The organism is Trueperaceae bacterium, assembly GCA_002707365.1.
Lineage (GTDB): Bacteria > Deinococcota > Deinococci > Deinococcales > Trueperaceae > UBA6957.
On sequence record PAMQ01000007.1, the window covers coordinates 75,623 to 101,190 of the forward strand.

Below are 25,568 nucleotides of genomic sequence, written 5' to 3' on the forward strand. Positions count from 1 at the left end.
TAACCCTAGCCTGTCTAATCCACATCACGGGCCTGTCCTTAAATTGCAAAGGAGTATACACTACGTCATGGCAGACAAACTCAAACCGGGGGACATAGCCCCAACATTCCGTAAACCCGCAACTAACGGCACAGTCGACCTTGCCACCCTTCTTGGAAATTGGGTGATTTTGTATTTTTACCCCAAGGACTTCACCTCCGGCTGCACTGTTGAGTCATGCGATTTCCGAGATCAGTTTACAGGGGTAGATGGTTTGGTATTGGGAGTGTCACCTGATCCAGTCAGTTCTCATGAAAAGTTCCAGGAAGAACATTCGCTTCCATTCAACCTCATCTCAGACGAGGATCACTCGCTAGCAAGCGCATACGGTGCTTGGGGAGAGAAAAAGAATTATGGACGAACTTATAAAGGCTTAATCCGCTCAACATTCATCATTTCTCCTGACGGCCATATTGCCAAGGCCATGTATAACGTCAAAGCTCGTGGCCACGTTGCGCGAGTGAAGAAACAACTAGACGCCCTTAAAACGTGATTACAAACAGTGAGCGTGACAAAATCCGAGCAGCTAGAAGAGCCGTAAAACACGTGAAGTCGGGAATGGTCTTGGGATTGGGCACTGGCTCTACAGCTCGTTATGTTATCGAAGAACTAGGTCGAATGATCCAGGAAGGTAACCTCCAAGATATTCGAGCTGTCCCTACATCTGTAGAAACCAAAAACTTAGCTCAGAAGGAAGGCATTGCTTTAGTTGACTTAGGCCCATCAGGGGTAGATCTCGCTGTCGATGGCATGGACGAAGTCACAATGGACCTTAATGCTATTAAAGGTCTTGGCGGAGCCTTAACACGAGAGAAGTTGGTAGCGACTAGCGCCCAAACATTTATCCTTGTAGGCGACTCTAGTAAGCGGGTGCCTCGCCTTGGAAGTAAAGTTCCAGTTCCAGTTGAAATACTCCAGTTCGGATGGCAACGAACACTTTCACTTTTGGAGCAAATCGGCACGGTACCGACGCTCCGCACCGTAAAAAACACACCCGTAATTACAGATAACGGCAACTGGGTTGTAGATTGTCGTTTCTCTGACCTATTGGAACCAAAATTGCTAGCCAAAAAGATAGAGTTGCAGCCTGGGGTTGTTGAACACGGATTTTTTATTGATATCGCTGATCGGGCTTATATCGGAGAGAATGGTCAAGTTTCGATGATTGGAAGTATCACATGATAGTTGCCGTTGGGCTAGACTTGGTAGAACTATCTCGCATAAAGAAGATATGGCAGAAGCACCCTAAGAGATTTTTGTATAGACACTTCACATCCGAGGAAATAATATTTTGCCGTAGCAAAGTTGACCCCCTTCCTTCGATTGCCGCACGAATCGCTGCAAAGGAGGCTTTCCAAAAATGCTGGGCCGAAAACCACGGTTGGCAGGACGTCTGGGTAATACGAGACGAGACAAAGCCGCGACTTGCCTTCACAGCAAAAATAGAAAAGGAACTTAGAGCAAAAAACCTAGCTGTGCATGTGAGCTTGACTCACAGTCGAGATCATGCCGCAGCAGTAGTTATCCTCGAAAAGTTAGTAACTTGAAATCACGAAGAACCCATAGCAACCAGACCGAGATATTAGATGCTTTTCTCAATAAAAGTATCTAATATCTGGTGCTAAAAACTAATTCACGTATCGTCAGCAATTATCGTAAGCTCTTTAATACTAATCAAAACTACACTACGGTAACCCGACTCTATCAAACCTTCAGCGCGCAACTCAGTAATTATCTTCGAAACGCTCTCGCGCGTACTAGCTGTACCCTCAGCGATCAATTCGTGAGTAGCTAAAACCACTTTTCGGCCAAGTTCATCTTCCCGCGTTAGTGGGGTCGAAGCAAGCCTAAGCAGGTATCGAGAAACTCTCTGTCGAAGATCACCAGTCTGCAAGTGATACTCGTAATCCATAAGACGATGCATTTGAAGAGATAATGATTGGGTAATCGTCATAAGGTCCTCGTGGGCAATTTTCTCAGGATCGATAGCTTCGATTTTAGTAGAAGTGAGGGCTTCTGCAATTTCCTCCCTAGTGTCATGGCGAAGGGCTTCTTCGCCGAAAAAATCGCCGGGTAAAACATGGCGCACAGTGAGGGTACGACCTTCTGGGGTCATGCGAGTTATGCGTACTAGACCGTCACGCACCCTAAACACGGATTGAGCAAGATCACCATTATGATACAGAGTTTGCCGACGACCAAAACTAAGCATCTGACAGGGTGTCGCCAAATCTATATCCCCATTATGGATTGGAATTGAAGAAGCAGTCATTTTAATAATCCTCCCTGATTTAGCTGCAAATCAACACGTCTAATTTCTACGGCATAAAACATTAACTCAGTCCTCAATAAAAGATGTTTCCAAAAATTGATCATTGTGAAGACCTCCTTTGATTAATCAGGTGATTGAATGACTCAACCGCTTCATTGGCGCTCTTTGCTAAGAAATGTCCCCCGAGACTCTCGGCTTCTGAGGGATCTTCGTTAAATGCGTTCCCTCCAAAGATTAAGAGCGGAGCCAAATTACTAAGCAAGTCTTTTCCCTGCTTGAGTACTGACACACTTTCTCTGCTGCTAGCAGAAATCATCACTGCTATAGGATTAACTGCTTCTGCCATAGCTACAAGATCGGGAATCGGGGTATCAGAGCCAGTAAAATATATTTGGTAACCGACTCGTCTTAGAAGGACCGCCATAGTTAAAGCGCCGAGCTCATGCATGTCTTGAGGCGCACAAGCTATGATTACGCTTAGCCCAGTAACTGTGGGACCCGAAATGTTCATTAGTAAGCGAAGCCTACCCCGAACAAAATTACTTGCAAAATGCTCTGTGGTTATAGGTATCGATCCGTCATGCCAGGAGGTCCCAATATCGACCATAACGCCATGAAATACCTCAGAAACTATAACCTCAACAGGATACATGCTGTAAGCTTCGCTAAGAATACTCTCAGCTCTTTGCTCGTCAAGATCCACAAGGGCACCCACTAACCTAGACCGCACATTTAAAAGGTGCTGTGGCTCCCGATCATTATGGATCGGTTGCCTGACAAGTGTGGCTGCCCGGGAGGCTGGTACACCACCTGCAATGTGATTTTTCATCTCGCCAATCAATTTGAGGTCATCGTCACTATAGAGTCGATAACCTGATTCACTGCGCTCTGGCAGAGGAACTCCGTATCTCCTCTCCCATTGCCGCAGCGTTGACGCAGGAATCTCAGTGCGTTCCTCAACTTGGTGAGCTGTGTACTTACCTTTGATCACTTTTAGTTCCAATCCTTTAGGCGGAGCACCCTTTTGTAGAGGGTTTGTTCATCATACGTATAATGTTTGTTTAAGTCAAGTCATAGCTAAAATTAGCGTACCGCCGCAAAGAGCTTTATTAAGATGGCTGGTAGCAAAAATACCAACACTTGGGTAAGTCGTTATGGGGTAGCATGCCTCGTATGCCCAAAGATGTGCACGTCTACACCGACGGTTCTTGCGATACCACCACTGGAAATGGTGGTTGGGGGTACATCATCAACTATCGGGGGCAGCAGAAGACGGCAAGTGGTTATGAAGCGAACACCACCAACAACCGCATGGAGTTAACAGCAGCCGTTCAGGCATTATCAAATCTTCGCGAGCATTGCATAGTCACTTTGGTTACCGACAGCGAATACCTTAAGAGGGCTTTCACCGATGGCTGGTTGGATAGCTGGCAACAGAATGGTTGGCGCACTAGTAAACGCCAACCGGTGAAGAATCAAGATCTTTGGCGCAAACTGATAGAACTTTCCGAATTCCATCAAATAACCTGGTCTTGGGTGCGTGGTCATACCGGACATAAAGCAAACGAACGGGCCGATAAGCTTGCACTAGAAGCACGCAAACGCGGACATTAAATGAGGTGGCCTCTTCCTCTTACCAGGAAAATCCTAAAGGCCTATTGGCTAAAAAACGGTGACCAAGAAGATCTATGCTACCCTGATCCCTGAAAATCTAAATTGATTTTCTTTAAAAAAATAACAACGTAGCAATTCGATGGAGAGCTCCTATGCCTCACCCAAAAACTGAGCTAAACAAAGTCCTTAAAGAGCGCGGAAAAAGCAAGGCCAAATTCACAACAGAAAGCCGAGGACCTGATCACGATAGAATTTTTGTAGCTAAGGCTACGGCTAATGACGACTTACTAGGTTACGGAGAAGCGAAAACCAAACGCGAAGCTGAAAAACGAGCAGCAGAGCACGCTCTAGAAGAGCTCAACAAAAAGCAAATACAATCAACAGAACACGATGACTTCGAAGGCCCTTGGCCGGTTTTCGAAGCTGTGCTAGCCTCGTGCCTGCAAATTGCTCATGAACGTACTGAACCAAATCTGGTCGGAATAGCAGGGATACAAAGAGTTCAGGAGACAGGTCTGAGCCTTTACAAAAACATTCTTAAAGATCTTGGAGACATAGTGGAGGCGCCAGAGGAGTAATCATTTACACACAATCCGGCATGAGCAATACGCATCGAGATGCGAGGCTAACTAACCACAATGTATAATTGTAATGCGTTATGTAAGAATTAAGACTCGTTGTAAGGAAATCTTCACGAAACTATTGAGACTAATAGAGTTAGCCTTACGGATAAAGGTTTTTAATCACTTTAATACCTTACTAATGCTGTTACTCATTAGAAAGTCCAAAGGATCCAGTTAGAAAAAAGCCAGCTATAGTTGGGAGAATCCAATAGAACTGCTATCAATCTTAGCTGCATTCCTTATCATTGCCCTCTCTGCAGATCAGATTGGGAAATTCTTTAAGCGTTTTAGGTTACCGCTCATCACTGGCTTTATCTTTACTGGATTACTCGCCGGCCCATATGTCCTGGGCCTACTCCCCGAAGGCGGGAAAGAAAGCTTGCGATTCATAGATGAAATTGCCCTAGCTTTTATTGCTCTAGTTGCTGGAAGCGAACTATACCTGAAAGAACTTCAAACACGCATCCGGTCAATCGCATGGGTAACTGTAGGACTCGTCGTTTGTACATTTGTTTTAGGAAGCCTAGGGACATTATTCTTGATGAATTTCATTCCCTTTCTGCGTGACCTTTCAGCCACCAACCAAATAGCCGTATCCATCATTACTGGAACCATCTTGGTGGCACGATCGCCCTCATCAGCCATAGCTATTATCAACGAGCTGCGCGCTAAGGGACCTTTTACCCAATTAGTTTTGGGGGTAACCGTGATCATGGACGTGGTCGTAATCATAATGTTTGCCACGAACAAATCGATCGCCCTCGCACTATTCGACGACAAAAAGATTGAATTAACTGTATTCGGTACAGTCGCCCTAGAGCTTAGCCTAGCGCTACTGCTCGGCGTCTTATTGGCAGAATTAATTAGGCAATACCTCTCACTGCAGACCCACTTACTCATCAAATCAGCACTTACGTTAGCTTCAGGGTACGGCATCTTCCTGCTGACTAGAGCCACGTACAGCCTGACACAAGATTACTTCCCTCTGACCTTACATATCGAACCCTTATTGGTTTGTTTAATCGCCGGATTCAGCGTCACTAATTTTGGTCGTTACCGAAAAGACCTTAAATCCCTAACAAGTCAGGTGAGCCTACCAATCTACATAGCGTTTTTTACCCTAGTTGGAACATCGCTAAACCTCAATATTCTTCGGGAAACGTGGTTGATCGCCTTAGCTCTTTTTGGATTCCGTTTAGGGGGAATAATGCTGGGAACCTTTGTAGGAGGTGTCATATCCAGAGAACCAGCATTACATAATCGAGTGCGGTGGATGGGGTTTGTCACTCAAGCGGGAATAGCGCTTGGCTTAGCACGAGAAACCGCGAATTCCTTCCCGACCTTCGGACCAGATCTAGCAACTTTAATCATTTCGCTTGTCATATTAAACGAGCTTGTTGGTCCCATCTTCTTCAAGGTATCTCTAGGCATCGTAGGAGAAAGTCGGGTTCGGGCTAACCCGAATGCATTCGATGGGAGCAAGGATGTTGTAATTTTTGGGCTAGACCGCCAAGGGATCGCCTTAGCCAATAACCTAGAAGCTCACGGTTGGAAGGCTAAAATCACCGGGTTGGAAAACGACCAAGGAACAGAATTAGCAACGGATACAAGATTTCAAAGCATTAAAGCTCTAGATAAAATATCTCTCAGTACTATAAATCTTGAAGGTGCGGATGCAGTTGTATGTTTGTTTCCCTCAGACGAAGAAAGTTTAAAGGTTTGCGAAATTGTCTACGAAGAATATGGTACTGACACCGTTGTTGTGAGACTTGTGGATCAAAAAAATTACAAGCGATTCGAACAAATTAACGTATCGGTTGTCGACCCAACCACTGCGGGGGTGCAATTACTCGAAGAATATGTCCGAAACCCTTCGGCAACTTCATTACTACTTGGCTTGTCGGACAATCAGGACATTGTAGAACTAGAGCTACTCGACCCAGCCCTAAATGGGATTGCTCTTCGCAACCTCCGCCTTCCACTCGATGTACTTGTCCTGTCAATACGCCGTCAAGGCACCCTGATATTTGCCCAGGGCTCTACACGTATCTACCTAGGCGATAGGATTACTGTGATGGGTGCACCCGTTAGCACAAAGCAAGTGAACGATCTATTCCTGGCATGATTGCCTCTAAAGTTAGGTTAATTCGGAGGCCTCTACTAACGTGGTCTAGATTTTGCCTACCCTATTTTAGTTCCACAAACCTGAGCGAGATAATTTAAGCTAGCCGAGAAACATCGAGTGTACTTGAACCGTGTTCTTTTTTACGCTCTCAAGGCAAAGCAGTCAAAAATACGTGGTTAACCTATTCACTTGCCTCATCTAAAAATTGGCGTAATTTATCAATATTCACCGTTATGGGTGCTCGACGACGCCTAACGGCACCGAACTCAAGCAACCTAGCTAGGCAATGACTAACCGTTTCTCGAGTCGCCCCAATCATCTTCGCTAAGTCTTGCTGGGTAAGGTGTAGATCAATCACGGTGCCGCGCTCAGACTCTACCCCAAAATCACCAGCGAGACGCAACAGCAGATTTGCGAGTCGACCCGGTGCATCGAAAGCACCTACCTCGGCTTGCCATTGTTGAGCCTGCCAAAGCCGGGTAGACATGACCTTAATAAATTTCATCGCGATTTCCGGTTGTTGAGAAAGGAGCCTCTGAAAATCCTGTTCTGGCATCACAATCAGGGTCGTGTCTATAACAGCCTCTGCCTGGTTCGGTCGCCGCTCACTTGGCAAAAGTAGCAATTCACCGAAAATATCGTATTGGCCAAGCAGCCCCAGGATCATCTCTTTCCCATTAGGAAAGCACATAGATATCTTGACCATGCCGTCACGCACAAAATACAACGCATCGGCAGGATCCTCCATGTGATAAATAATCTCTCCTGCCGCAAAGCGCTTATACGGTGTAATCCTGGAAAGCTGCTCGAGCTCTTCTGGAGTAAGATCCTCGAACAATTGGGTGTTTTTAAGATGCCAAACCAAACTAGGATATTCGTGCACTTTACATAGTTTAACTTAATGTAGGGCTTTTTGGTTCAAAACCTAAAATCTACTAACAAGAAATATTTCGAGATGCAGTCCTTATTGGTCATCTTCTTCTGTTTTCCAATCCGGAATTTCACCCATCAAACCCCAATCGTCTACACTTCCCAACTCTCTATAAGGCTTCAGGCCTCGAAGGTAACCAGATCGCGCAATCATATACCCAGATAGAGGCGCCGTAAGGAAGAAAAAGGCTGCAATTACTAGCACCCTAGGCATCAGCCCTAACGGCGCAAACAACACGGCGGCTCCCACAAAAATACCGAGGCCCCCAAGAGCAACAAGCTTTGTAGTAGCGTGTAGTCGAGTGTAGAAATCTGGAAATCGGATAAGGCCTAGGGCAGCTGCCAAGATAAAAATACAACCGAAAAGAATCAGCAATTGAGCTGCCATGTTGGCCTGTAAAGGGCCAGACTGAAAGGAACTTTCCTTCTCAGCAACGACGATAATAGGGTTGATTACGATTGTGATAAGTAAAAAAATATGGCGTCTCATTTCATAATCCTCCCGGCAAGCAAATAGCGGGTCAGCGCAACAGTACCTAGGAACCCGAGAATCGAAACCAGTAGTGCGATATCCAGAAAGTGCTGAATACCGGTCCGCATTGCTAGAACCACGATAAGGACCGCAAGGTCGACCCCAAGAAAATCAAGAGCAGTTATCCGGTCACCCCAACTAGGTCCTCGCAACACACGATAGACAGCTAAAACTCCTGCAAGCACCAGACAACCCAAAGCCAAATCCAATATCACAATAGGCCAACCCTCACGCCATAAACCTCAGTATCAGGTCCTCTATAATCCGAATATCGTTACGAGAATCTTCAGGATCAGCTCGACCAATCGCATGAGCATAAAGAATTCTAGAATCCGCAGAAGTTCCCATCGCTACCGTTCCAGGTAGCAAGGTAATGGCAGCTGACAGGAGTGAAATCGCCGCATCACTACGAACTCTTAGAGGAACTGATACTACGTGCGGATGAAAGCTTGGGCTGAACTGAATCGCGAGGCCCGCAACAGTTAAACCTCCGCGTACCAAAGCAACCACAAATCTAATAATAAAGTAGACAATCCCGACGATACGAGCTGCAACCGGCCGCTCCTTACTCCTTAAGACAACACTTAGTAGTACCACTCCAAGTAGAGCTCCTACCAATAAATTAAACAGGGACAATTGACCAGAAAGTACGCTCCAAATAACCGCTAGGGCCAAAATAGTTAAGGACGCTATCATGAGCTTTAGGGCCCTTCCATTGGCGCGCTAGGGAAAACAGCTTCGAGGTAGGCATGATTATTTGATAGTTGTTCAGCAACCTTCTCAGAAGCACTAAAAATCGGCCCACTAAACACAGCCAAAGCGACGATCAAAATCACGGTAATGCCTGTGATTCCGGTGGCAATTTTGGATAACTTAACCCGATGAACAGCATCTGCACTACCCCAGAAAAATTTACGCCAAATCTGCATAAATGCGTACAAAAGTAAGAACCCAGCTAGTAAAGCGGCTATTGCAACAAATATTCTCAACGAACCACCAGCTTCAAAAAGAGCGCGAACAATGCCGAATTTACCAATGAAACCACTAGTCGGAGGTGCTCCAACAAGAGAAATAGCTGCAACGAAGAAGCCGACTCCCAGCCACGGATAAACCTCAAGATGTCCTTCGGATTGGTAACTCTCTCCTGCTATTCTTTCGGCCAAAGCCGCAACAAGAAAAAGTCCGAAAACCACAATAACAGAGTGTGTTAGGTAGTATATAGCGGCACTCAACCCAACTACCGATCCGATAAAAGCACCCATTACTACATAGCCGATACTAGCTACGTTAGCAAATGCCAAAACATGCCTCCATCTTCTCCTGACAATGGCCCCAAAAGCTCCAATTACAACCGTTAGGCCTGCAAACAGAAGAACCATAAGTTGGACATCTCGTTCGTGTGGAAACATTAACCAAAAGGTTCTGATTAACGAGTAGGCGCCTACCTTAGTGAGAAGAGCTGCAAAAAAAGCACTAACAGTCGCGGTAGGAACCGGATAAGCGTTAGGTAACCAAAATCCTAAAGGGAAAATTGCTGCTTTTGTAGCAAAAACTAGGCCAAGGAGTAGGGCAATAAGCCCAATCCTAGGGTCTGTACCGTGGGCTTCAATACGGATAGCGATGTCTGCCATATTTAATGTACCAAAAAGTCCGTAAGCCATTCCCGCTGCCACCACAAATAGCGCCGAGGCAATAAGGTTAACCACCACGTATTTGAGGCCCTCCCGGAGTTGCGGTAACTCTCCCCCCAACAAAAGTAGGCCATACGAAGCTACTAACATTACTTCAAACGATACAAACAAGTTAAACAAATCGCCTGTCAGAAACGACATGTTCACGCCAACGAACACAAACTGAAGAAGTGCCTGTGCCCCAAAGATCTCCCGCGCTCGGTTCAGAAGAGATCCTGTTCCCCGTCGCGGTGAGTCGCGAAGGCTTACAGCCAGAAATAGTACAGTCAACAAACCCACTATTCCTGACAGGGTGAGGACCAAACCAGTAAGGCTGTCAGCCACAAGAATAATCCCGTAAGGGGCAGACCAGTCGGCAAGAGTTAAGGTGAGAACCTCTCCTGTTCTCGTCCTCGAAGCAATAGCTAAAATCACTATCAGGGTAACGACAGCACCAATAACGGATGTTGTCGTACGGACCACCCGACTTCGCACTAGGAGCAATATTGAGGCTGACAATAGCGGTAGAAGGACAGGCCAGATTAGTAGATTCATCAAGCCTCTCCTCGTAGCGGCCCGATCTCGGGCGAAACAGACGGGTGTTCTGGATCGGCATAAACTTCCGGTGACTCAGCTGGGTCCGGCCTTTCGGTAAGTTCCTGGACGTGATCTGTACCTGTAACCTGATAGGCCCGGACAGCCAAAACCAACAGCAGTGCCGTAGTCCCAAATCCGATAACAATAGCCGTAAGAATCAACGCCTGCGGTAAGGGGTCGTTATATGGCCCCAAACCATCTAAAAAAGGTGGAGACTTTTGTTTAAATCCTGCCCCAGCAATGATGATCCCCAAATTAACGCCATATGAAATCAGGCTAAGCCCCAAGATGAGACGGATAAGCGCACGTGCTAGAACCAGATACACACCAGAACCGATTAGTACAGCAGCTAGTAATGGGAGCAGTACTTCCACTAGGCCTCATCCCGTTCAGCATCTGTTCCTATATGGGTAAGTTTTCGGTCGTCACCAAGAAGGTCAATAATGGTGACGGTTGTGCCAACCACTACCATAAAGATCCCTAAATCGAAAAGCATCACTGAGGACCACTCGAACTCGCCAACCAGGGGCCAGCTTTGGAAACCAAAATTACTCTTCAGAAAAGGTAGTTCAAAAAACATCGGAGCAATCCCAGTTAACGCAGCTAATAAGAGGCCTATTGGAACCATTATCTCGGTACGAATCGCTAGTAAATGCTTAGTCTGTACCATCCGTGCAAACAAGGCAGCACCCGCAATAATCAGGCCAGCAATAAAACCACCACCAGGCGCATTATGGCCACGCAGGAAAAAGTGAAAGCCTAGGGCGATCAACACAAATACTATCGGAGTAGCAACTGTGTGGAAAAAGATATCAGGAAGTTTCACGTTCCCCCTCCCCTGTTGCGACTTTAGTAGTTTTTCTACTTGTTCTTAAGCGAAGTAACGCGATGACTGTAACAGCAACAATTCCCAGAACCGTAATTTCCCCCAAAGTATCGTATCCACGGAAATCAACAAGGATGACATTGACAACGTTCTTGCCGCCTGCTAAAAGCTTACTGTTCTGGAGAAAGAAATCACCAATACGGGGACTAATAGGAGACTGGACCGCTGTTAGCCCAGTAAACACGGTTGCTGCAACACCCAGGGCAATCAGGGCATCAAAACCAGCTAACATTTTCGACCGGTCATAGCGGGTTAAGAGTGGAAGTCGCCGGAAAACTGAAAGGAAGAGAATCAAAGTTATCGTCTCGATGAGTAGCTGTGTCAGAGCTAGATCCGGTGCGCGAAGGACTACAAATATTAAGGCTGCCCCAAAACCCACCAAAGCCACAAAGATGATTGCGCTTAAACGGGTCCGAGCGACCAAGACACCAACCACCCCTCCAAAGATCAGGATCGCAACCATCCAAATCTCTAACGAAATTATGCTAAAGACTTTAGGCTGATAACTCCAAAAACTTAAAGCCCCTATCAGAGCTACACCGATCCAAATTATTCGAAGATGGGTAGAAAAAGTGGCCCCCTGAGTACTCAGGGTGATCCGATTAGCTAGTTGTTCCACCTTCTCTACCAGACCATAATAAATTGTGTTGGCATTCCATTTAGGAGTTATATTTGTTTGTAAACGCTGGAACGATTCCCGAGCTATAAATAAACCTAATCCCACGAACCAAGTAAGAACACTGAGCGCAAGAGCATGAGTTAGTCCATGCCAAATGGTCAATGGTGTTATCGAATAGCCAAAGGAAGCTGAGGCTAACCCAGCAAACCAACCCGCAAACGTATCGTGCCAAGGAATAATTCCAAAGGCGACTGTAGCAACAACTAGCGGAAGAACTGGGACCCAAAATGAAAACTTTGCCTCGCTGACATTTGGGTTTGGGCACTGTAGAGAGCCAAAGAATACCGACAGAAACCGTAAGCTGTAAGCGAAAGTAAATATGCTACCGGCCACCGCAATAATTGTCGGCAACAAACCTTCTAGGAGAATGCCCTCAAAGAACAGCTCCTTTGATATGAAGCCACCTAACGGAGGAAGGGCTGCCATGCTGAGAACACTGGGTATTGCCAATGCTGTCGTAATAGGTAGCTTACGAGCTAAACCACTAAGCCCTGAGATCGACCTGCTTCCCGTAACGTGGTCAATTATCCCTACCACTAAAAATAGAGCAGCCTTAAATACCGCATGGTTAACTAGGTGTACTGTCCCGGCGAACGTGTGACCAGAGCCGTACAGTGCCATCAATAACCCCAATTGCGAAACAGTGGAATAGGCTAGCAAAGCCTTCAAATCATCCTGGCGCATCGCTAGGTACCCGCCCCAAAAGAGAGTAAATAGACCGACAAACAGGACGATAGTGGAAAACTCGGTACCGTGGAACAGAAAACCAAGTTTCGCTATCAAGATTACTCCAGCTTTAACCATCGTTGCAGAGTGCAAAAAGGCAGAAACAGGAGTAGGGGCCTCCATAGCTGTAGGCAACCATAGATGCAATGGCACCTGGGCAGATTTAGAAAAGGCGGCAAGAAGGACAAGAATAACTACAGGGACAAAGACACTGCTTGACCGGAAAGCCACCACATCGATATCGGACAGGCGGCTGTTATCACCCGCTATTGAAATTAGAACAACCGCTGCAAGCAAGGCTAGGCCACCAATTATTGTCACTAGCAAAGCCTTCATGGCTCCATCCTGTGAGGGTTGCCTTGCTCCCCAAAAACCGATCAGCAGGAAGCTACTGATAGAGGTAAGCTCCCAAAAGACTAGCAGCGCCACTAAATTATCTGCTAATACCAACCCAAGCATAGAACTGCCAAAAAGCAACATATAGGCATAAAACCGGCCATGCCGCTCACCAGATCTCAAATAACTGGCTGAATAGATCAGTATCAAGAATCCAATTGTCGAAATGAGAAGTGCCAAAACAAGGGAAAAGCCATCCGCCCGAAAAGCTAACTCTAAATCTATCCCGGGTACCCAAGGCAAAACTACCTCTACCGGGTCAGAACGCTTGGCATTAGGAGTTAAGGTGAATAGACCAATTCCTGGGGAGAAAGCAAAAGCTAGCAACCATCCTGTTCTCTGTTGCAAAATTCCACCGATAAAAGGCGCAATGATTGCAACAACCAGGGGAACAAAAACAGACAAAAGCAAAAGGGTTTCCGGACTCATGTTGTACCCGCTTGCCGTCGAAATATCATTAGCACTACTTTAAGTTACTCATCGAACCCAAATGCGTCGACGAGGGCGAACAGGCCTAGGTATGCCTCCAGATCACGGAAATTTTGTACCTTGTAACCACCCACAAAAACTGTGGGAGTTCCTCTGATACCAAGTTCACCCGCGGCCTGGTAGGCTGCTTCAACTGTTGGCGCGAACTTCCCTTCGACTATACATTTAGTCACCTCTTCGCCACCAAGGCCTACTTCCTCAGCAAGTGTCGTAAAGATCATCCCCGGAACGGTCGAATCACTCCATTCAGCTTGGCTATCGAATAACGCATCATGAAACGACCAGAAACCTGGACTGCCGTAGGTTTCCCCTACACATTCCGAGGCAATTGCCGCTGGGGCTGCATTTAGATGAATACTCTTCAGCGGGAAATGATGAAACTCAAAACGGACATCGCCACGTTGAAGCAATTGTTCCTTAATAGCGGGAAGTGCCAAACGCGCAAAATCCGCACAATATGGGCATTGAAAATCACTAAATTCCCGTATCACGTAACGGGCACCTACAGGGCCCAATGGGTAACTGGAAGGTGAGAATCCGCTCCAGTCTACTTCCTGAATGTTGAGCGTGAAATCTATTCTTACTTCCCCCTCAGGATTGGTCCCCACCTCGATATGAAGGTGATAAGCCTCAAGACCCAAGGTGACTAACCCTTGTCCCTGTAACTCTCCTACCCTGTTTCGGAAAAAATCAATAAGGACACCCGAGACATTGTTACCGTACCCGGTGGCCTCAGCAAGAAGGTCAGAAGCGAAGGGAATACTTTCATCCCCAAGCGACCCCCGACCAGATACCGAATACAGCAACCCGCTTCTAACCACGAAAGCGAAAGAAAAGCCTCCTGGCCCCGTGTAAGCTCCATCTTCTATCGAGACTACGTTGTAACTATCTAACCCGGATAGAATCTTCTCAGGCGATTCACCAATTTGAGCCACAACCAACTGAAAAGGGAGAACCACGAGAAAAAGTGTCATCCTGCGGAAATGGCCTGACATCGTTTTAAACCCCCTTCGCTAGGGGCATATATTTGATGCCCATTATCGCGACATATTTCTGCCCAACTATCTTGATCACTGCACTACCCCTCCCAACACCTGCATAGTACTTTCAGCAGAACGCACACGTTATTAAGAACTAATGTATAGGTAAGTTCGGTGGTGAAACAGTGGTATAGGCCTCACCTGGCATCCTCACATAGTTGGAATGTAACCGAATGCAACAAATCAGGTGCGTCGACAAAACACATCAAACGGGCTAACAAGTGGCTTATTTTCTGCCCAACTCAGTCCAGAAAAGTAACACTACAAAAGGTATTTGTAGGCAATTAATAAGGCACTTGAGTCCCGATTATGAAATACCCTTAATGCTTTTCCAAACAACTGGATAATAGAGATACGATAATCCAAGTAGATCGTTCTCTGACGAACCCTTGTACCTACAAACGAAATTAGGCAATCGGCTATCGCCAATCAAAACACTGCCTAGCTAACCCCACCCCTTTTAGGAATCTCTGTCACGACTATTTTCACGAAGGGCCAAATCAGCGGTAACTTAATAAACCGGCTTTAGCTTTAAACTGATTTTGCCTATGTAGACGGTACCGCATCCATTCCCCCCTCACAAAAACATCATCTGTTCCTCCGGGAAATCGTTAATTACCCATCAGGGGGCTGTCTTTTTAGCATCTCAACAGCGAGATGCTAAAAGTTAATAACAGCGTCATCCCTAAAACTGGCTCCGATGGTAAACTTTTAATTATTATGCCGTCAGGAACAATACGCATCTCCTATCAAGGAGTCACCGGGGCTTTCAGTGAGCAAGCTGCCAAGCAATTCTGCGCCGATAGCGAAACTGTCGGTTTCCCTACCTTTGAGGAAGCCTTCGAGGCCACCGCAAGGGGTGATTGTAGCTACGCTTGTTTACCAGTTGAAAACAGCATTGCTGGTTCAATTAACCAGACCTACGACCTCTTAACCGATTCGGTCCTTCACGTTGTTGGTGAACAAATAGTTCGAGTCCACCACAACTTATTGGCTAAACCTGGAGTTACACTTGATAGTCTCCAAAAAGTCTACAGTCATCCTCAAGCACTTGCTCAGTGCCAAGAATTCATTCGTAAACATGGCTTGGAAGCCATAACTGACTTTGACACCGCAGGCGCCGCCAAAAGTCTTGCAAAAAAAGGTGGCGAAGGGAGATCCGCTATTGCCAGCAAAGGAGCAGCGGAAACATATGGCCTTGAAATCTTAGCTGAACGTATTGAAGACCGGACTTTCAACTATACCCGCTTCTTCATTCTTGGTCCTGATGAAGCTCCTAAGAGCGAAGGTCTCAATAAAACCAGTTTCGTACTGGCTACTAGACACAAACCAGGTAGTCTCGTCGCATGCCTCGAAGAATTTCCCAAACACGGTATTAACATGACTAAACTAGAATCACGACCACGCCGTGATCGACCTTGGAGCTACCTCTTCTATATAGATGTGGAGGGACACCTTGAGGACGAAAATTTGTCTGCCGCGATGAACGGACTAATGAGAAAAGCTGCTTTCGTTAAATACCTTGGTTCGTACTTGGCTGCACCAGCACTTGTTGACCTCGACTGATACCTTTATTTTTTCACCGCAGCCTATGGTAGGCAATCCAGATAAGTTTCCGAAACAGGAGACGGCTCTTTCCGCAAAACTGAACTAGCTTTTAACCAGGCACGCAGTTATAAGCGATTTCCTGAAACTAATGGCTAAGCCCTACAAACTTTTTTGATATTCCGGTACCGTAACAAAAACTACTGCTGAAAAGCGACAAAAATACCTCGCTCAAAATTTGCCTACCTTAACTACAGCAAATTAGAATATGGTTCATGAATACCACGGCACTTTTTCGGCTTGATCACGTACTAAAGCTCTCAGGAAGCGTAGAAACTGGCGGAATAGCAAAACATTTGATCCAGTCAGGAAAAGTTACAGTAAACGGAATCGTAGAAACACGGCGCAAGAAGAAGCTTATGTTAGGCGATAAGATCGAAATTGCAGGTGAGGTAATTATCGTAGGTACCCATATCACCTATAATTAACACTACCCGTCATAGGAATTTCTTCAAAGCAGCTAATTATTGCTTGCCTTTACCTAGAACCTCTAATGTCTTAATAATCTTAACAATTCAAAGGCAAAACGAACTATTCTGACTAACGTCTTTTGTTTTCAAAAGCATCACCCCATATACCTAGCGCCACCAAATCTATTTGACCCAGTCTCTCTATGGGCACATGCAGGAAGAGGCACATTCCCGACAAAGCTGAAAGGTGGGTTTAAGTAGTTTGAACAAACTTCCGAACCTTTATATAGCCTGATGCGACCACAAACCAATAGCACCTAAGCTATCCCTCATGATATTGTGCAACGCTGGAGAACCGGGACGGGGTTATGCCGAGACGCAACGACATCAACACGATTCTTATCCTCGGCTCGGGACCGATCAAGATAGGTCAGGCTGCAGAGTTTGACTATTCCGGTACCCAAGCTTGTAAAGCATTGCGCGGAGTTGGTTACCGTGTAGTGTTGGTAAATTCGAACCCTGCGACAATTATGACTGACCCGGAGGTAGCAGACAGGACCTATGTCGAACCTCTAACCCCCAGTACTATTGAACGTGTAATAGCGATAGAGAAACCAGACGCACTTTTACCAACTTTAGGGGGACAAACAGCCCTAAATCTCGCCAAGGAACTTCACGATTCAGGATTATTGGATCGCTACCAAGTAGAACTTATCGGAGCGCGCTACGAAGCGATACATAAGGGTGAGGATCGCCAAGCTTTCCAAGAAGCCATGACCAACATTGGACTCCGCACTCCTGAAGGCAAAATGGTGTCATCACTGGATGACGCACTCGAATTTGTTACGGATCTGGGTTATCCAGTCATAGTCCGACCAAGTTACACCCTGGGTGGTAGCGGTGGTGGAGTCGCTTACGACGAAACTGATTTTAGACGGATCGTGAAACAAGGTCTCCACGACAGTCCTACCAGTACAGTGTTGGTGGAAAAATCCATTATTGGCTGGAAAGAGTACGAACTCGAAGTAATGCGAGATCACAACGACACTGTTGTCATTATTTGCTCAATTGAAAATATTGATCCGATGGGCGTACATACAGGTGACTCCATAACAGTTGCACCAGCTCAAACTCTTTCAGACAAGGAATACCAGCGGCTAAGGGACGACTCGATCGCTATCATCCGAGAAATAGGAGTAGATACCGGTGGGTCAAACATTCAATTTGCCGTAAATCCAGAGGATGGCGAAGTAGTAGTTATAGAGATGAACCCCAGAGTGTCACGTTCTTCAGCTCTTGCCTCTAAGGCTACCGGATATCCAATAGCTAAAATTGCTGCCTTGTTGGCTGTGGGTTACCAACTGGATGAGCTCCCTAACGACATCACTAAAGAAACAAAAGCCGCTTTTGAGCCTTCTATCGATTATGTAGTGACCAAGCTACCCCGTTTTGCCTTTGAAAAATTCCCAACAACCTCAGATGACCTCGGAACCCAGATGCATTCGGTTGGCGAAGCAATGGCCATCGGCAGAACTTTCAAGGAATCTCTTCTTAAAGGACTTCGGTCCTTAGAATTGGACACTCGGATCTCTGTTCAAGAACAGTCTATTGAAGATCTAGAGAAGTTATTGAGACCCTGCCCTTACCGCCTTTTTGCAGTAATAGAACTTTTGAGAAGAGGGAAAAGTACCCAAGTCTTATGTCAGAAAACCGGGATTGACCCGTGGTTCATGGCCCAGTTAAGAGAAATCATAGACGCGGAACAGGAAATCGCCGCTTTGCCCGCTCCTGATAACTGGTCACGGCAACTTTGGCATGAGATTAAGCGAATTGGCTTTAGCGACAATGCCCTGGCAGGCATTGTGAACAAATCGCCTATAGAGCTCCGAAGCCTACGCCTAGAGAAGGATTTAACACCAGTTTATAAGACCGTCGACACCTGCGCTGCAGAATTCGAAGCTTACACGCCATATCACTACAGTACTTACGAATCAGAAGATGAAGTATCAAATTCTGAAGCTGAGAAGGTCGTCATTCTAGGATCTGGCCCTAACCGAATTGGCCAAGGAGTGGAATTCGATTACGCCACAGTACATGCAGTATGGTCCTTGCGAAATGCTGGCTATGAAACGATTATGGTGAACTCTAACCCAGAAACCGTATCCACGGATTATGATACGGCAGATCGTCTTTATTTTGAACCATTAACTCTCGAAGACGTTCTGAATGTTCTCGATCGCGAGGAGCCAGCTGGCGTTTTGTTACAACTCGGTGGACAAACCCCTCTTAAACTTGCACGTTCCCTAACAGATGCCGGTGCGCCAATATGGGGAACTACTGCTGTGGCGATTCATAAAGCTGAAGACCGGGACAGTTTCCGCAACCTTTGTCTAGAATTGAAAATTCCCCAACCTCGTGGTGGTGTGGCCGACAAACCAAATAAGGTACAAGCCTTAGCTGAAGAAATCGGCTATCCGGTGATGGTACGACCCAGCTACGTTCTTGGTGGACGCGCTATGAAGGTCGTTCGCGATGAGATTGAACTGGTCCGTTATCTCAAAGAAGTTTACGCTGAACTTCCCGAAAATCCTACAATCTTAGTAGATGCTTTCATTGAGGGTGCTAGTGAGGTAGACGTCGACGCAATTTCGGACGGCAAAGAAACTATAGTCGCCGGCATTATGGAACACATTGAGGGCGCCGGAATCCATTCAGGCGATAGCGCCTGTATAACGCCACCAGTAACCCTCACAAAAGAAATCCAAGCCCGAATCGTGGATTACAGCATACAACTGTCTAATGCAATTGGTGTTCGTGGGCTAATCAACATTCAGTACGTTGTTCGTGCTCAGGAAGTATACATAATCGAGGCCAACCCGCGAGCTAGTAGAACAGTCCCATACTTATCAAAAGCGATAGGTCACCCCCTAGCCAAATATGCTGCCCTCATCGCTGCCGGACATAGCCTGGCAGATGTTGGACTTACAGAAATGCCTAAACCGACGCATTACAGCGTGAAGGAGGCAGTGCTACCCTTCGAGAAATTCACAGCTGTCCCACCGATTCTGGGGCCAGAGATGCGATCTACTGGAGAAAGCATGGGCATTGACAGCGACCCTCACTTGGCTTATTGGAAAGCACAGCTTGGTGCTGGCATCGTCCTTCCCCAAGAAGGAACTATTGCGATTATTGAAGACCCTTCACGCATAGGATCACTAAAGGACCTGAGTTCCGAATGCCAAAGAATTGGCTTTAAGGTTATTCATGGAAGCAAGGCTAACCTGCCCAACCCTAAGGACTATCAGCTCTTGATAGATACTAATCACAGCGAAGCTTTACGCCAGGCTCTAGAAACCGGTATTCCTTTCACTACAACCCTAGAAGCTGCTTGGTGGACCGTACGTGCGATACATGCTGCAAACCAAACTGATGCAGGTGTTATTGCCCTCCAGGATCTCTCTAAATAAACTTTTTCATGGCCATAAAATCACAAAATCACTCCAACATAACCCTGTTTTTAATAAGACCCATTAACTCTCAAACCAATGCACAACAAGAGTAATGTATTGCCTAAGGCTTTTTTAAGATCTTAGGTTATGCCCCAGCTTCGTCGTAATTACGACCCATTACAAACGTTTCCCCCTCAACACCCAAAAAACGGTCCCGTACCGAAAGCAAATAGGTTGACAACTGCGAGAGCGCCTCAGGTACTGGGGCATGAAGACAAAACTCACCATTATCTACGCGACTAACAAGATTGAAAGGCGCCTTTGCTAAATATTCAAGTAGGGTTAAAAGTTGGTCTCGTGGAAGCTCTACATCAACAATATCCTCGAGAAGAAAGACTGATGGCGCACGCATATCTGCTAATCGCGCCAAAATCACATCAACAGCGCGCATCTCGCCTACGCGTTTCCTAACGGACTTCTCGAGGCGCCCAATCCCTCGACCAAGCAGTCCATCACGCTCAAAAAATGGCTCTAAATCAAGTGGGTTCAAAGAGACAAAAGTAGAAAACTCTTGTACGCGTTCTAACCCAACCCAGGGCCAAAGAGAAGCTCTCGCCAGTTCAGCTGGAGAATGGAGTCGTTCTAGATCTCGTTCGTCTCCAACTACACATAGGTAGGTAGCCCCACTGTCTCGCCGACAAGATAATAGAGTTGACCAATCAATGCGTTCATTAGGAGGCAAAAGGTAAACAAAAACCTGATACTTTCTTCGACCTAGATCTGTTTTGACCAACAGCTGCCTTTGCGTAATGCCTTCTACAGAGTATCCAAACTCACTGAACAAAAAGTGAGCTCGATTATGAGCCATGAGCTCACTATCATTCTCCTCTGCACCAAACCCAGAATCCCCTGTATCGCCTGACAATCCTTTGGGATAAGAGGGAGCTTCGTCAATAACACCAAGCCCTAATAGCGGTTTTGGCGATTCTGCGGACACCTCATCCATAACCGCCTCTTCTGCCCTTACACGTTCAACTGGTTGCCAACGACCATCAGTGAATGCGAGCCTCCTATCCATAGTTAAGGCCTCCCGAAGATCAAACCCGTCTGGGATCTGTGGGTATGTTGCCCTTATCTCTGCCTCCGAGCTCGAAACACCTGCCTGATAAAAATTACTAAGGATACTCTTGATGGCATCGGTCTCCTTAAATACAGATTTTTGCGGGCGAGGAACTACCGAAATGCCGAACCGGCCTCCTGCATCATGCTGAAAAAGCAATATGTCATTTACTTGCAACTCTTTTTCCCGAAAATAATCTGCCAAACCTATGACATTCCGTTGACTCGGGAAAGACAACTCGTACTCACGATTATTCTCTGCATCAATCACGACTACGGTACCCGTTTTTGGGAAAAGACCAAGCATCGCATAGGGCAAAGTAAGTTGGCCAGACCGTAAACAAACCCGCGTCAGGACATATTTGAAGGTTTCAGTCATATACCTCCCCCAGGCACAAACCCGTCATGACACAATAGCTCTCATTTCATAATCCTGAATACGCGAAAAGGAATCACTTGGGTACAATAACTTGTACCTAAGATTTACCTTGGTCATCATCTAGCCCATTCTATAACGCCTTCTGCCGGTAGGGTCTAGACTCCATTTCGCCAGTACAAACATGAGTAACTAATTTACAAGCCTTTACCGTCTGATATTTTTGTTCCCAAAGACCAGGATCTTTTTAAGGTGTTTGGGTGATTTAACGCCCTGAGCTTCCGAATTATCAGCCACTGGATCCCTGTTTCGTAAAGGTACTTCAACTTGGGCCAATGACTGCTGACTAAATGGCTTCTTACTTAAACCCTTGGGACCACCAATAATTTTAGTGTTGCTTAATATTGCCTCTGGTACCGCTGTCCTGCCTGGAAGTAAATCAATATGGCGCGTAATAGGATTAGCTTGAGCAATCGTGACCTCGATCCGATCCCCTAGTCGATACCGTTTCTTGGTGTTTCTTCCTAACAACGTAAGAGCGTCTTCTAGAAACAAATAGTAGTCATCGTCTAAGTTGGAAATGTGAACCAGACCCTCGACAGCATTCCGAAGAGCTACGAATAGACCAAAATTGTTAACACCGCTTATGACTCCTTCAAAGACCTCGCCACAACGTTCACTCGCCCATTTGGAATGGTAATACCGAGTCAAATCCCTTTCAGCTTCCTCAGCAAGCTTCTCTCGCTGACTTGAAATTTCTGCAAGACCAGGAAAATCAGCCCTTAAGCGCTCCTTGAGAGTCGGCGACAGCCTATGCTGCAAAGAGGCCTTGAGGACTCTGTGCACAACGAGATCCGGATAGCGCCGTATAGGACTGGTGAAGTGAAGATAATCTGTAAAGGCCAGACCATAGTGGCCCAAATTTTCTGCACTATAACGGGCTCTCTTCAGACTGCGAAGCATCAGGATGTTCACCAGTTGCGCCTCAGGCTTTCCGGAAGCCTCAGCAATAACCTTCTGCAAATCCTGCGACTCCAGTTGTTTAGGATCAATCTCATACCCAAGTCTTCCCAAAGCCTTTCCCAACATTTGAACCTTCTCAGGGTTAGGATCCTCGTGAACACGGTACAATGTCGGCACGTCCCGCTCAGACAATTCTTTTGCAACCAACCGGTTTGCTAAAAGCATCAACTCCTCGACAATTTGTCGAGCAATATTGGAACGAATCGGTGTCAGGTCAAGTGATCCCTCCTCATCAACATCAACCTTAGCCTCAGCGAGATCAAAATCGAGTGCACCCTCCGATTGCCGAGCTTCGCGAATAGACTGCGTCAGTTTAATTAGTAGTCGAACATCTCGTTCAAGTTTTTGCTTTCCTCTGGGCAACCTCCCCCCATCGGCAAATTCCTGGACCTGCTGATAGTCTAGACGGGCATCCGAAACGATTACGGTCTCCCGAAAACGAACTCTTTTGACCTGTCCGCCCCGAGTCAAATCAATGAGAGCGGATAACGCCAATCTTGACTCCCCTTCAACCAGAGAACAGATGCCATTTGACAGTTGTTCCGGTAACATTGGCAAAACTCTGCCTGGCAGATATACGCTTGTAGCACGCTCCCTAGCCTCCCGATCAAGAGTGGTCCCCTCTGCAACGTAGTGAGACACATCTGCAATGTGTACCCCTATTCGGACTAGACCGTCTCTACTCCGACCCGAAAGCCGCTCAACTGAAATCGCGTCATCAAAATCTTTTGCATCCTTACCATCAATGGTAAAAGTGTTTAGATGTCGGTAGTCTGTCCTACCAGTCATCATTTCACCAGTAACCTTAGGAGGAACCGCAGAAGCCTCCGAAATAGTATCGGGATCGAAAACATCTTTGAGGTCGAATTTAATAATGACTGCCCGGGTCTCGATCTCAGGGTCGTCACCCCTTCCAAGCACCTCCTCCAATTCGCCAAAAGGATCTAATTCACCGGAGTCTTCCGGCCAAATCATGCGAGCAACCAACCTCGTACCAGCCTCTAGATGACCTACAGAGTCAGGCACCAGCAAAATACGGTCACCTAAACGAGGAGAATCCGGTCGTAAAATCGCGTGACCCCGACCGTATTCAAGAGTCCCCCCAATCCGGTTATGCCGCCGCTCTATGATCCGCACAACCTCCCCACTAGGACGCCCATTATCTCCCTGAGAAGAATTAGGCCGAACCATAATCCGATCACCGTCCCAAGCAGTCCCAAGATTTTTCGCGGGAACAAAGATGTCTTTACCGCCTTCATCGAGAATAACGAAACCGTAGCCGCCAGAAGTAACCTGTAAGCGACCAGGTTTTATGTTCATTTCATTGGGAAGGCCATAGGTGCGACGTCGAGTACGTATCAATAAGCCTTCATTAACTAGCATCCCTAGTATTTTGTTCAACCCTGTACGATCCTCAAGCTCAAAGCGTTTTTGTAAATCCTGAACATGCCATGGTCGTTCCGGATGATCAATAAAAAAAGCAAATAGTTCGTCTTTAGATAACTGCATAATCGATTCAGTTTAACGTGCTCTTTAAATCAAAACTGGTCACCATGAGCAGATGATAAAGCTTCCTGACAGGTACTTACCCATTAATTTAACGCAAAAAATGCAGTTATCAACAAAAATCAGACGTATATCCTAAGATAATTGCCACAGCCTAAAAGGAATTTCCAGGGGTTTAGCTAATACGGGACAGTCTTGTTTGCTAGCAACCTTACAGACCAAGGAAGATATACATCCAACCCCAAAGAATCATTCTTATAAAAGACAACTGATCACTGAAAACCAAATCCCCCCAACCGAAAGTAACCTGGCACCCTTTAATCGACTCGTATTGACCAAATTTTTCATATTATTTCGTCCTAGCACAAACAGTATGTAACAATTTCTTAGACGACTATGAATAATTATGGTTCCAACTGTTTTTTGGTTAACGAAAATATCCAAAAATCCGCTACATTATTTTTTATGTGATAGCTGCTCAAAACAAATCTAAACTAGTTCCTTTTTGAAGAAAACGGTAGAATCATCATAGATTAATTGGAAATTAACCTCTAGCTTACTAATGAGTACCTAGAAAATATAAAATGCAAGCAACCTATGAACATTATCACCACTCTCGACTTAAAATCGATCGACACCCAGGGAACTCTACTCATAAATCCAATAGTCGGTAACCACTACGTTCAACCGTTTACGGTGACAACAACCCAAGTAATTACTTTTCCGCACAGAGTCGATTCCAGGGCCCAGCTGCAAATATGAATTCCTCTGTTGTTATCGCTACAAGCAACCCTGGTAAATTCGCAGAATTCCGAAAATCACTTACCGCCATATATGAGACAATTCTTTCACCGACAGAGGCGGGGGTCTTTAGTCTACCTGAAGAGACTGGATCATCTTATATTGAGAATGCTTTACTAAAGTCTAAATATGTTGCGCACCAAACCAATCTACCAGCAATCGCAGATGATTCCGGCCTCGAAGTCAATGCCTTAGCGGGGAAACCTGGCATTTTTTCCGCTCGATTTGGTGGAATCTTATCGGACTCAGAAAGAATAAATTACCTCCTCAAAGAATTAGATGGCGTGCCCGGGGGTAAAAGAGATGCGCAATTTGTTTGTACCATCGCCTTTTTTCTCCCAAGTGGCCTGTCAAAAACCTTCACCGGACAAGTTGCTGGAGAAATACTGCCCAGCCCCCGGGGCAAAAGTGGCTTCGGTTACGACCCCATATTTTTCTGTCCAGAGTTGGGCAAAACCTTTGCTGAAGCTACGAAAGACGAAAAGCAACGTGTTAGTCACCGAGGCAAAGCACTAAAAAGCCTCATAACATGGTTTCGCGAACTGACATAAAAACGTACAATTTTTAGAATTGAGTAGTTGACTGAATACTACTGCCTACACCCTTAGTGGTAATTTATAACCTTATTGGTAAACCATGTTCTCCCGAATTAAGAAGACCA

At 46.1% G+C, this 25,568-nt stretch carries 23 protein-coding genes; 10 read left to right on the forward strand and 13 right to left on the reverse strand.

The genetic code is table 11. The features are described 5' to 3' along the window. The first annotated feature begins 67 nt into the window (after positions 1–67). The 3 genes from CMO31_02515 to acpS are packed head-to-tail and all read left to right on the forward strand — an operon-like array spanning position 68 to position 1,586. Positions 68–532, forward strand: coding sequence for a peroxiredoxin (locus CMO31_02515; protein MAZ52872.1), 465 nt, complete (start codon positions 68–70; stop codon positions 530–532). Beyond that, entirely contained in the window at positions 529–1,221 is a 693-nt protein-coding gene (locus CMO31_02520; protein ID MAZ52873.1) for a ribose 5-phosphate isomerase A, read from the forward strand. The genes CMO31_02515 and CMO31_02520 overlap by 4 nt, the downstream gene beginning before the upstream one ends. Then, the gene (gene acpS / locus CMO31_02525) at positions 1,218–1,586 is read left to right on the forward strand and encodes a holo-[acyl-carrier-protein] synthase (GenBank protein ID MAZ52874.1); all 369 of its coding nucleotides are present in this window, start codon (positions 1,218–1,220) and stop codon (positions 1,584–1,586) included. Before CMO31_02520 ends, acpS begins: the two co-directional genes overlap by 4 nt. An 86-nt stretch (positions 1,587–1,672) precedes the next feature. Here the strand turns inward: acpS and CMO31_02530 are convergent, their stop codons facing one another. Then, positions 1,673–2,251 (reverse strand): Crp/Fnr family transcriptional regulator, encoded by a 579-nt coding sequence (locus tag CMO31_02530; GenBank protein MAZ52875.1) that lies wholly within the window; start codon positions 2,249–2,251, stop codon positions 1,673–1,675. Positions 2,252–2,411: 160 nt separating this feature from the next. Next, on the reverse strand, positions 2,412–3,314 hold the full coding sequence (locus CMO31_02535; protein ID MAZ52876.1) for a MerR family transcriptional regulator: 903 nt from the start codon (positions 3,312–3,314) through the stop codon (positions 2,412–2,414). Between the two features lie 170 nt (positions 3,315–3,484). Here CMO31_02535 and CMO31_02540 point away from each other — a divergent pair, with 170 nt between their 5' ends. The 3 genes from CMO31_02540 to CMO31_02550 all read left to right on the forward strand — a co-directional run bounded on the left by CMO31_02540 (position 3,485) and on the right by CMO31_02550 (position 6,673). Beyond that, entirely contained in the window at positions 3,485–3,925 is a 441-nt protein-coding gene (locus tag CMO31_02540) for a ribonuclease HI (GenBank protein MAZ52877.1), read from the forward strand. A 152-nt stretch (positions 3,926–4,077) separates the two neighbouring features. Then, positions 4,078–4,503 (forward strand): hypothetical protein, encoded by a 426-nt coding sequence (locus CMO31_02545; protein ID MAZ52878.1) that lies wholly within the window; start codon positions 4,078–4,080, stop codon positions 4,501–4,503. 424 nt (positions 4,504–4,927) lie between these two features. Continuing rightward, the gene (locus CMO31_02550; protein MAZ52879.1) at positions 4,928–6,673 is read left to right on the forward strand and encodes a potassium transporter TrkA; all 1,746 of its coding nucleotides are present in this window, start codon (positions 4,928–4,930) and stop codon (positions 6,671–6,673) included. A gap of 181 nt (positions 6,674–6,854) precedes the next feature. On the opposite strand, the gene CMO31_02555 is transcribed toward CMO31_02550, so the two are convergent. The 9 genes from CMO31_02555 to CMO31_02595 all read right to left on the reverse strand — a co-directional run bounded on the left by CMO31_02555 (position 6,855) and on the right by CMO31_02595 (position 14,573). Next, on the reverse strand, positions 6,855–7,556 hold the full coding sequence (locus CMO31_02555; GenBank protein MAZ52880.1) for a transcriptional regulator: 702 nt from the start codon (positions 7,554–7,556) through the stop codon (positions 6,855–6,857). Positions 7,557–7,637: 81 nt separating this feature from the next. Next, entirely contained in the window at positions 7,638–8,093 is a 456-nt protein-coding gene (locus tag CMO31_02560; protein ID MAZ52881.1) for a cation:proton antiporter, read from the reverse strand. Next, positions 8,090–8,350 carry a cation transporter gene (locus tag CMO31_02565; protein MAZ52882.1) on the reverse strand — a complete coding sequence of 87 codons (261 nt, stop codon included), beginning with the start codon at positions 8,348–8,350 and terminating at the stop codon, positions 8,090–8,092. The genes CMO31_02560 and CMO31_02565 overlap by 4 nt, the downstream gene beginning before the upstream one ends. A gap of 13 nt (positions 8,351–8,363) precedes the next feature. After that, on the reverse strand, positions 8,364–8,831 hold the full coding sequence (locus CMO31_02570) for a Na+/H+ antiporter subunit E (GenBank protein ID MAZ52883.1): 468 nt from the start codon (positions 8,829–8,831) through the stop codon (positions 8,364–8,366). Positions 8,832–8,836: 5 nt separating this feature from the next. Continuing rightward, complete coding sequence (locus CMO31_02575) at positions 8,837–10,360, reverse strand: hypothetical protein (protein MAZ52884.1); 1,524 nt, start codon at positions 10,358–10,360, stop codon at positions 8,837–8,839. After that, positions 10,360–10,776 (reverse strand): cation transporter, encoded by a 417-nt coding sequence (locus CMO31_02580; GenBank protein MAZ52885.1) that lies wholly within the window; start codon positions 10,774–10,776, stop codon positions 10,360–10,362. Before CMO31_02580 ends, CMO31_02575 begins: the two co-directional genes overlap by 1 nt. After that, positions 10,776–11,228, reverse strand: coding sequence for a Na(+)/H(+) antiporter subunit B (locus CMO31_02585; GenBank protein MAZ52886.1), 453 nt, complete (start codon positions 11,226–11,228; stop codon positions 10,776–10,778). Before CMO31_02585 ends, CMO31_02580 begins: the two co-directional genes overlap by 1 nt. After that, on the reverse strand, positions 11,215–13,518 hold the full coding sequence (locus CMO31_02590; protein ID MAZ52887.1) for a Na+/H+ antiporter subunit A: 2,304 nt from the start codon (positions 13,516–13,518) through the stop codon (positions 11,215–11,217). The genes CMO31_02585 and CMO31_02590 overlap by 14 nt, the downstream gene beginning before the upstream one ends. Positions 13,519–13,562: 44 nt before the next feature. Beyond that, positions 13,563–14,573 carry a hypothetical protein gene (locus tag CMO31_02595; protein ID MAZ52888.1) on the reverse strand — a complete coding sequence of 337 codons (1,011 nt, stop codon included), beginning with the start codon at positions 14,571–14,573 and terminating at the stop codon, positions 13,563–13,565. A 765-nt stretch (positions 14,574–15,338) separates the two neighbouring features. On the opposite strand from CMO31_02595, the gene CMO31_02600 reads away from it, so the two are divergent. The 3 genes from CMO31_02600 to carB all read left to right on the forward strand — a co-directional run bounded on the left by CMO31_02600 (position 15,339) and on the right by carB (position 20,100). Beyond that, on the forward strand, positions 15,339–16,184 hold the full coding sequence (locus CMO31_02600) for a prephenate dehydratase (GenBank protein ID MAZ52889.1): 846 nt from the start codon (positions 15,339–15,341) through the stop codon (positions 16,182–16,184). A 254-nt stretch (positions 16,185–16,438) separates the two neighbouring features. Continuing rightward, entirely contained in the window at positions 16,439–16,651 is a 213-nt protein-coding gene (locus CMO31_02605) for an RNA-binding protein (protein MAZ52890.1), read from the forward strand. Positions 16,652–17,001: 350 nt separating this feature from the next. Further along, complete coding sequence (gene carB / locus CMO31_02610; GenBank protein ID MAZ52891.1) at positions 17,002–20,100, forward strand: carbamoyl phosphate synthase large subunit; 3,099 nt, start codon at positions 17,002–17,004, stop codon at positions 20,098–20,100. 127 nt (positions 20,101–20,227) lie between these two features. Here the strand turns inward: carB and CMO31_02615 are convergent, their stop codons facing one another. Continuing rightward, positions 20,228–21,580, reverse strand: coding sequence for a hypothetical protein (locus tag CMO31_02615; protein MAZ52892.1), 1,353 nt, complete (start codon positions 21,578–21,580; stop codon positions 20,228–20,230). Positions 21,581–21,784: 204 nt separating this feature from the next. Continuing rightward, entirely contained in the window at positions 21,785–24,112 is a 2,328-nt protein-coding gene (gene rnr, locus CMO31_02620) for a ribonuclease R (protein MAZ52893.1), read from the reverse strand. A gap of 752 nt (positions 24,113–24,864) precedes the next feature. On the opposite strand from rnr, the gene rdgB reads away from it, so the two are divergent. Continuing rightward, positions 24,865–25,458 (forward strand): non-canonical purine NTP pyrophosphatase, RdgB/HAM1 family, encoded by a 594-nt coding sequence (gene rdgB, locus CMO31_02625; GenBank protein MAZ52894.1) that lies wholly within the window; start codon positions 24,865–24,867, stop codon positions 25,456–25,458. Positions 25,459–25,568 lie beyond the last annotated feature (110 nt).

Bases quoted from the DNA above. Each gene is read 5' to 3' on its own strand.
- CMO31_02600 (MAZ52889.1), top strand. From the start codon at position 15,339: ATGCCGTCAGGAACAATACGCATCTCCTATCAAGGAGTCACCGGGGCT.
- acpS (MAZ52874.1), top strand. From the start codon at position 1,218: ATGATAGTTGCCGTTGGGCTAGACTTGGTAGAACTATCTCGCATAAAG.
- CMO31_02595 (MAZ52888.1), bottom strand. From the start codon at position 14,573: ATGTCAGGCCATTTCCGCAGGATGACACTTTTTCTCGTGGTTCTCCCT.
- CMO31_02605 (MAZ52890.1), top strand. From the start codon at position 16,439: ATGAATACCACGGCACTTTTTCGGCTTGATCACGTACTAAAGCTCTCA.
- CMO31_02570 (MAZ52883.1), bottom strand. From the start codon at position 8,831: ATGATAGCGTCCTTAACTATTTTGGCCCTAGCGGTTATTTGGAGCGTA.
- CMO31_02540 (MAZ52877.1), top strand. From the start codon at position 3,485: ATGCCCAAAGATGTGCACGTCTACACCGACGGTTCTTGCGATACCACC.
- rdgB (MAZ52894.1), top strand. From the start codon at position 24,865: ATGAATTCCTCTGTTGTTATCGCTACAAGCAACCCTGGTAAATTCGCA.
- CMO31_02575 (MAZ52884.1), bottom strand. From the start codon at position 10,360: ATGAATCTACTAATCTGGCCTGTCCTTCTACCGCTATTGTCAGCCTCA.
- CMO31_02530 (MAZ52875.1), bottom strand. From the start codon at position 2,251: ATGCTTAGTTTTGGTCGTCGGCAAACTCTGTATCATAATGGTGATCTT.
- CMO31_02515 (MAZ52872.1), top strand. From the start codon at position 68: ATGGCAGACAAACTCAAACCGGGGGACATAGCCCCAACATTCCGTAAA.
- CMO31_02615 (MAZ52892.1), bottom strand. From the start codon at position 21,580: ATGACTGAAACCTTCAAATATGTCCTGACGCGGGTTTGTTTACGGTCT.
- CMO31_02590 (MAZ52887.1), bottom strand. From the start codon at position 13,518: ATGAGTCCGGAAACCCTTTTGCTTTTGTCTGTTTTTGTTCCCCTGGTT.
- CMO31_02560 (MAZ52881.1), bottom strand. From the start codon at position 8,093: ATGAGACGCCATATTTTTTTACTTATCACAATCGTAATCAACCCTATT.
- carB (MAZ52891.1), top strand. From the start codon at position 17,002: ATGCCGAGACGCAACGACATCAACACGATTCTTATCCTCGGCTCGGGA.
- CMO31_02545 (MAZ52878.1), top strand. From the start codon at position 4,078: ATGCCTCACCCAAAAACTGAGCTAAACAAAGTCCTTAAAGAGCGCGGA.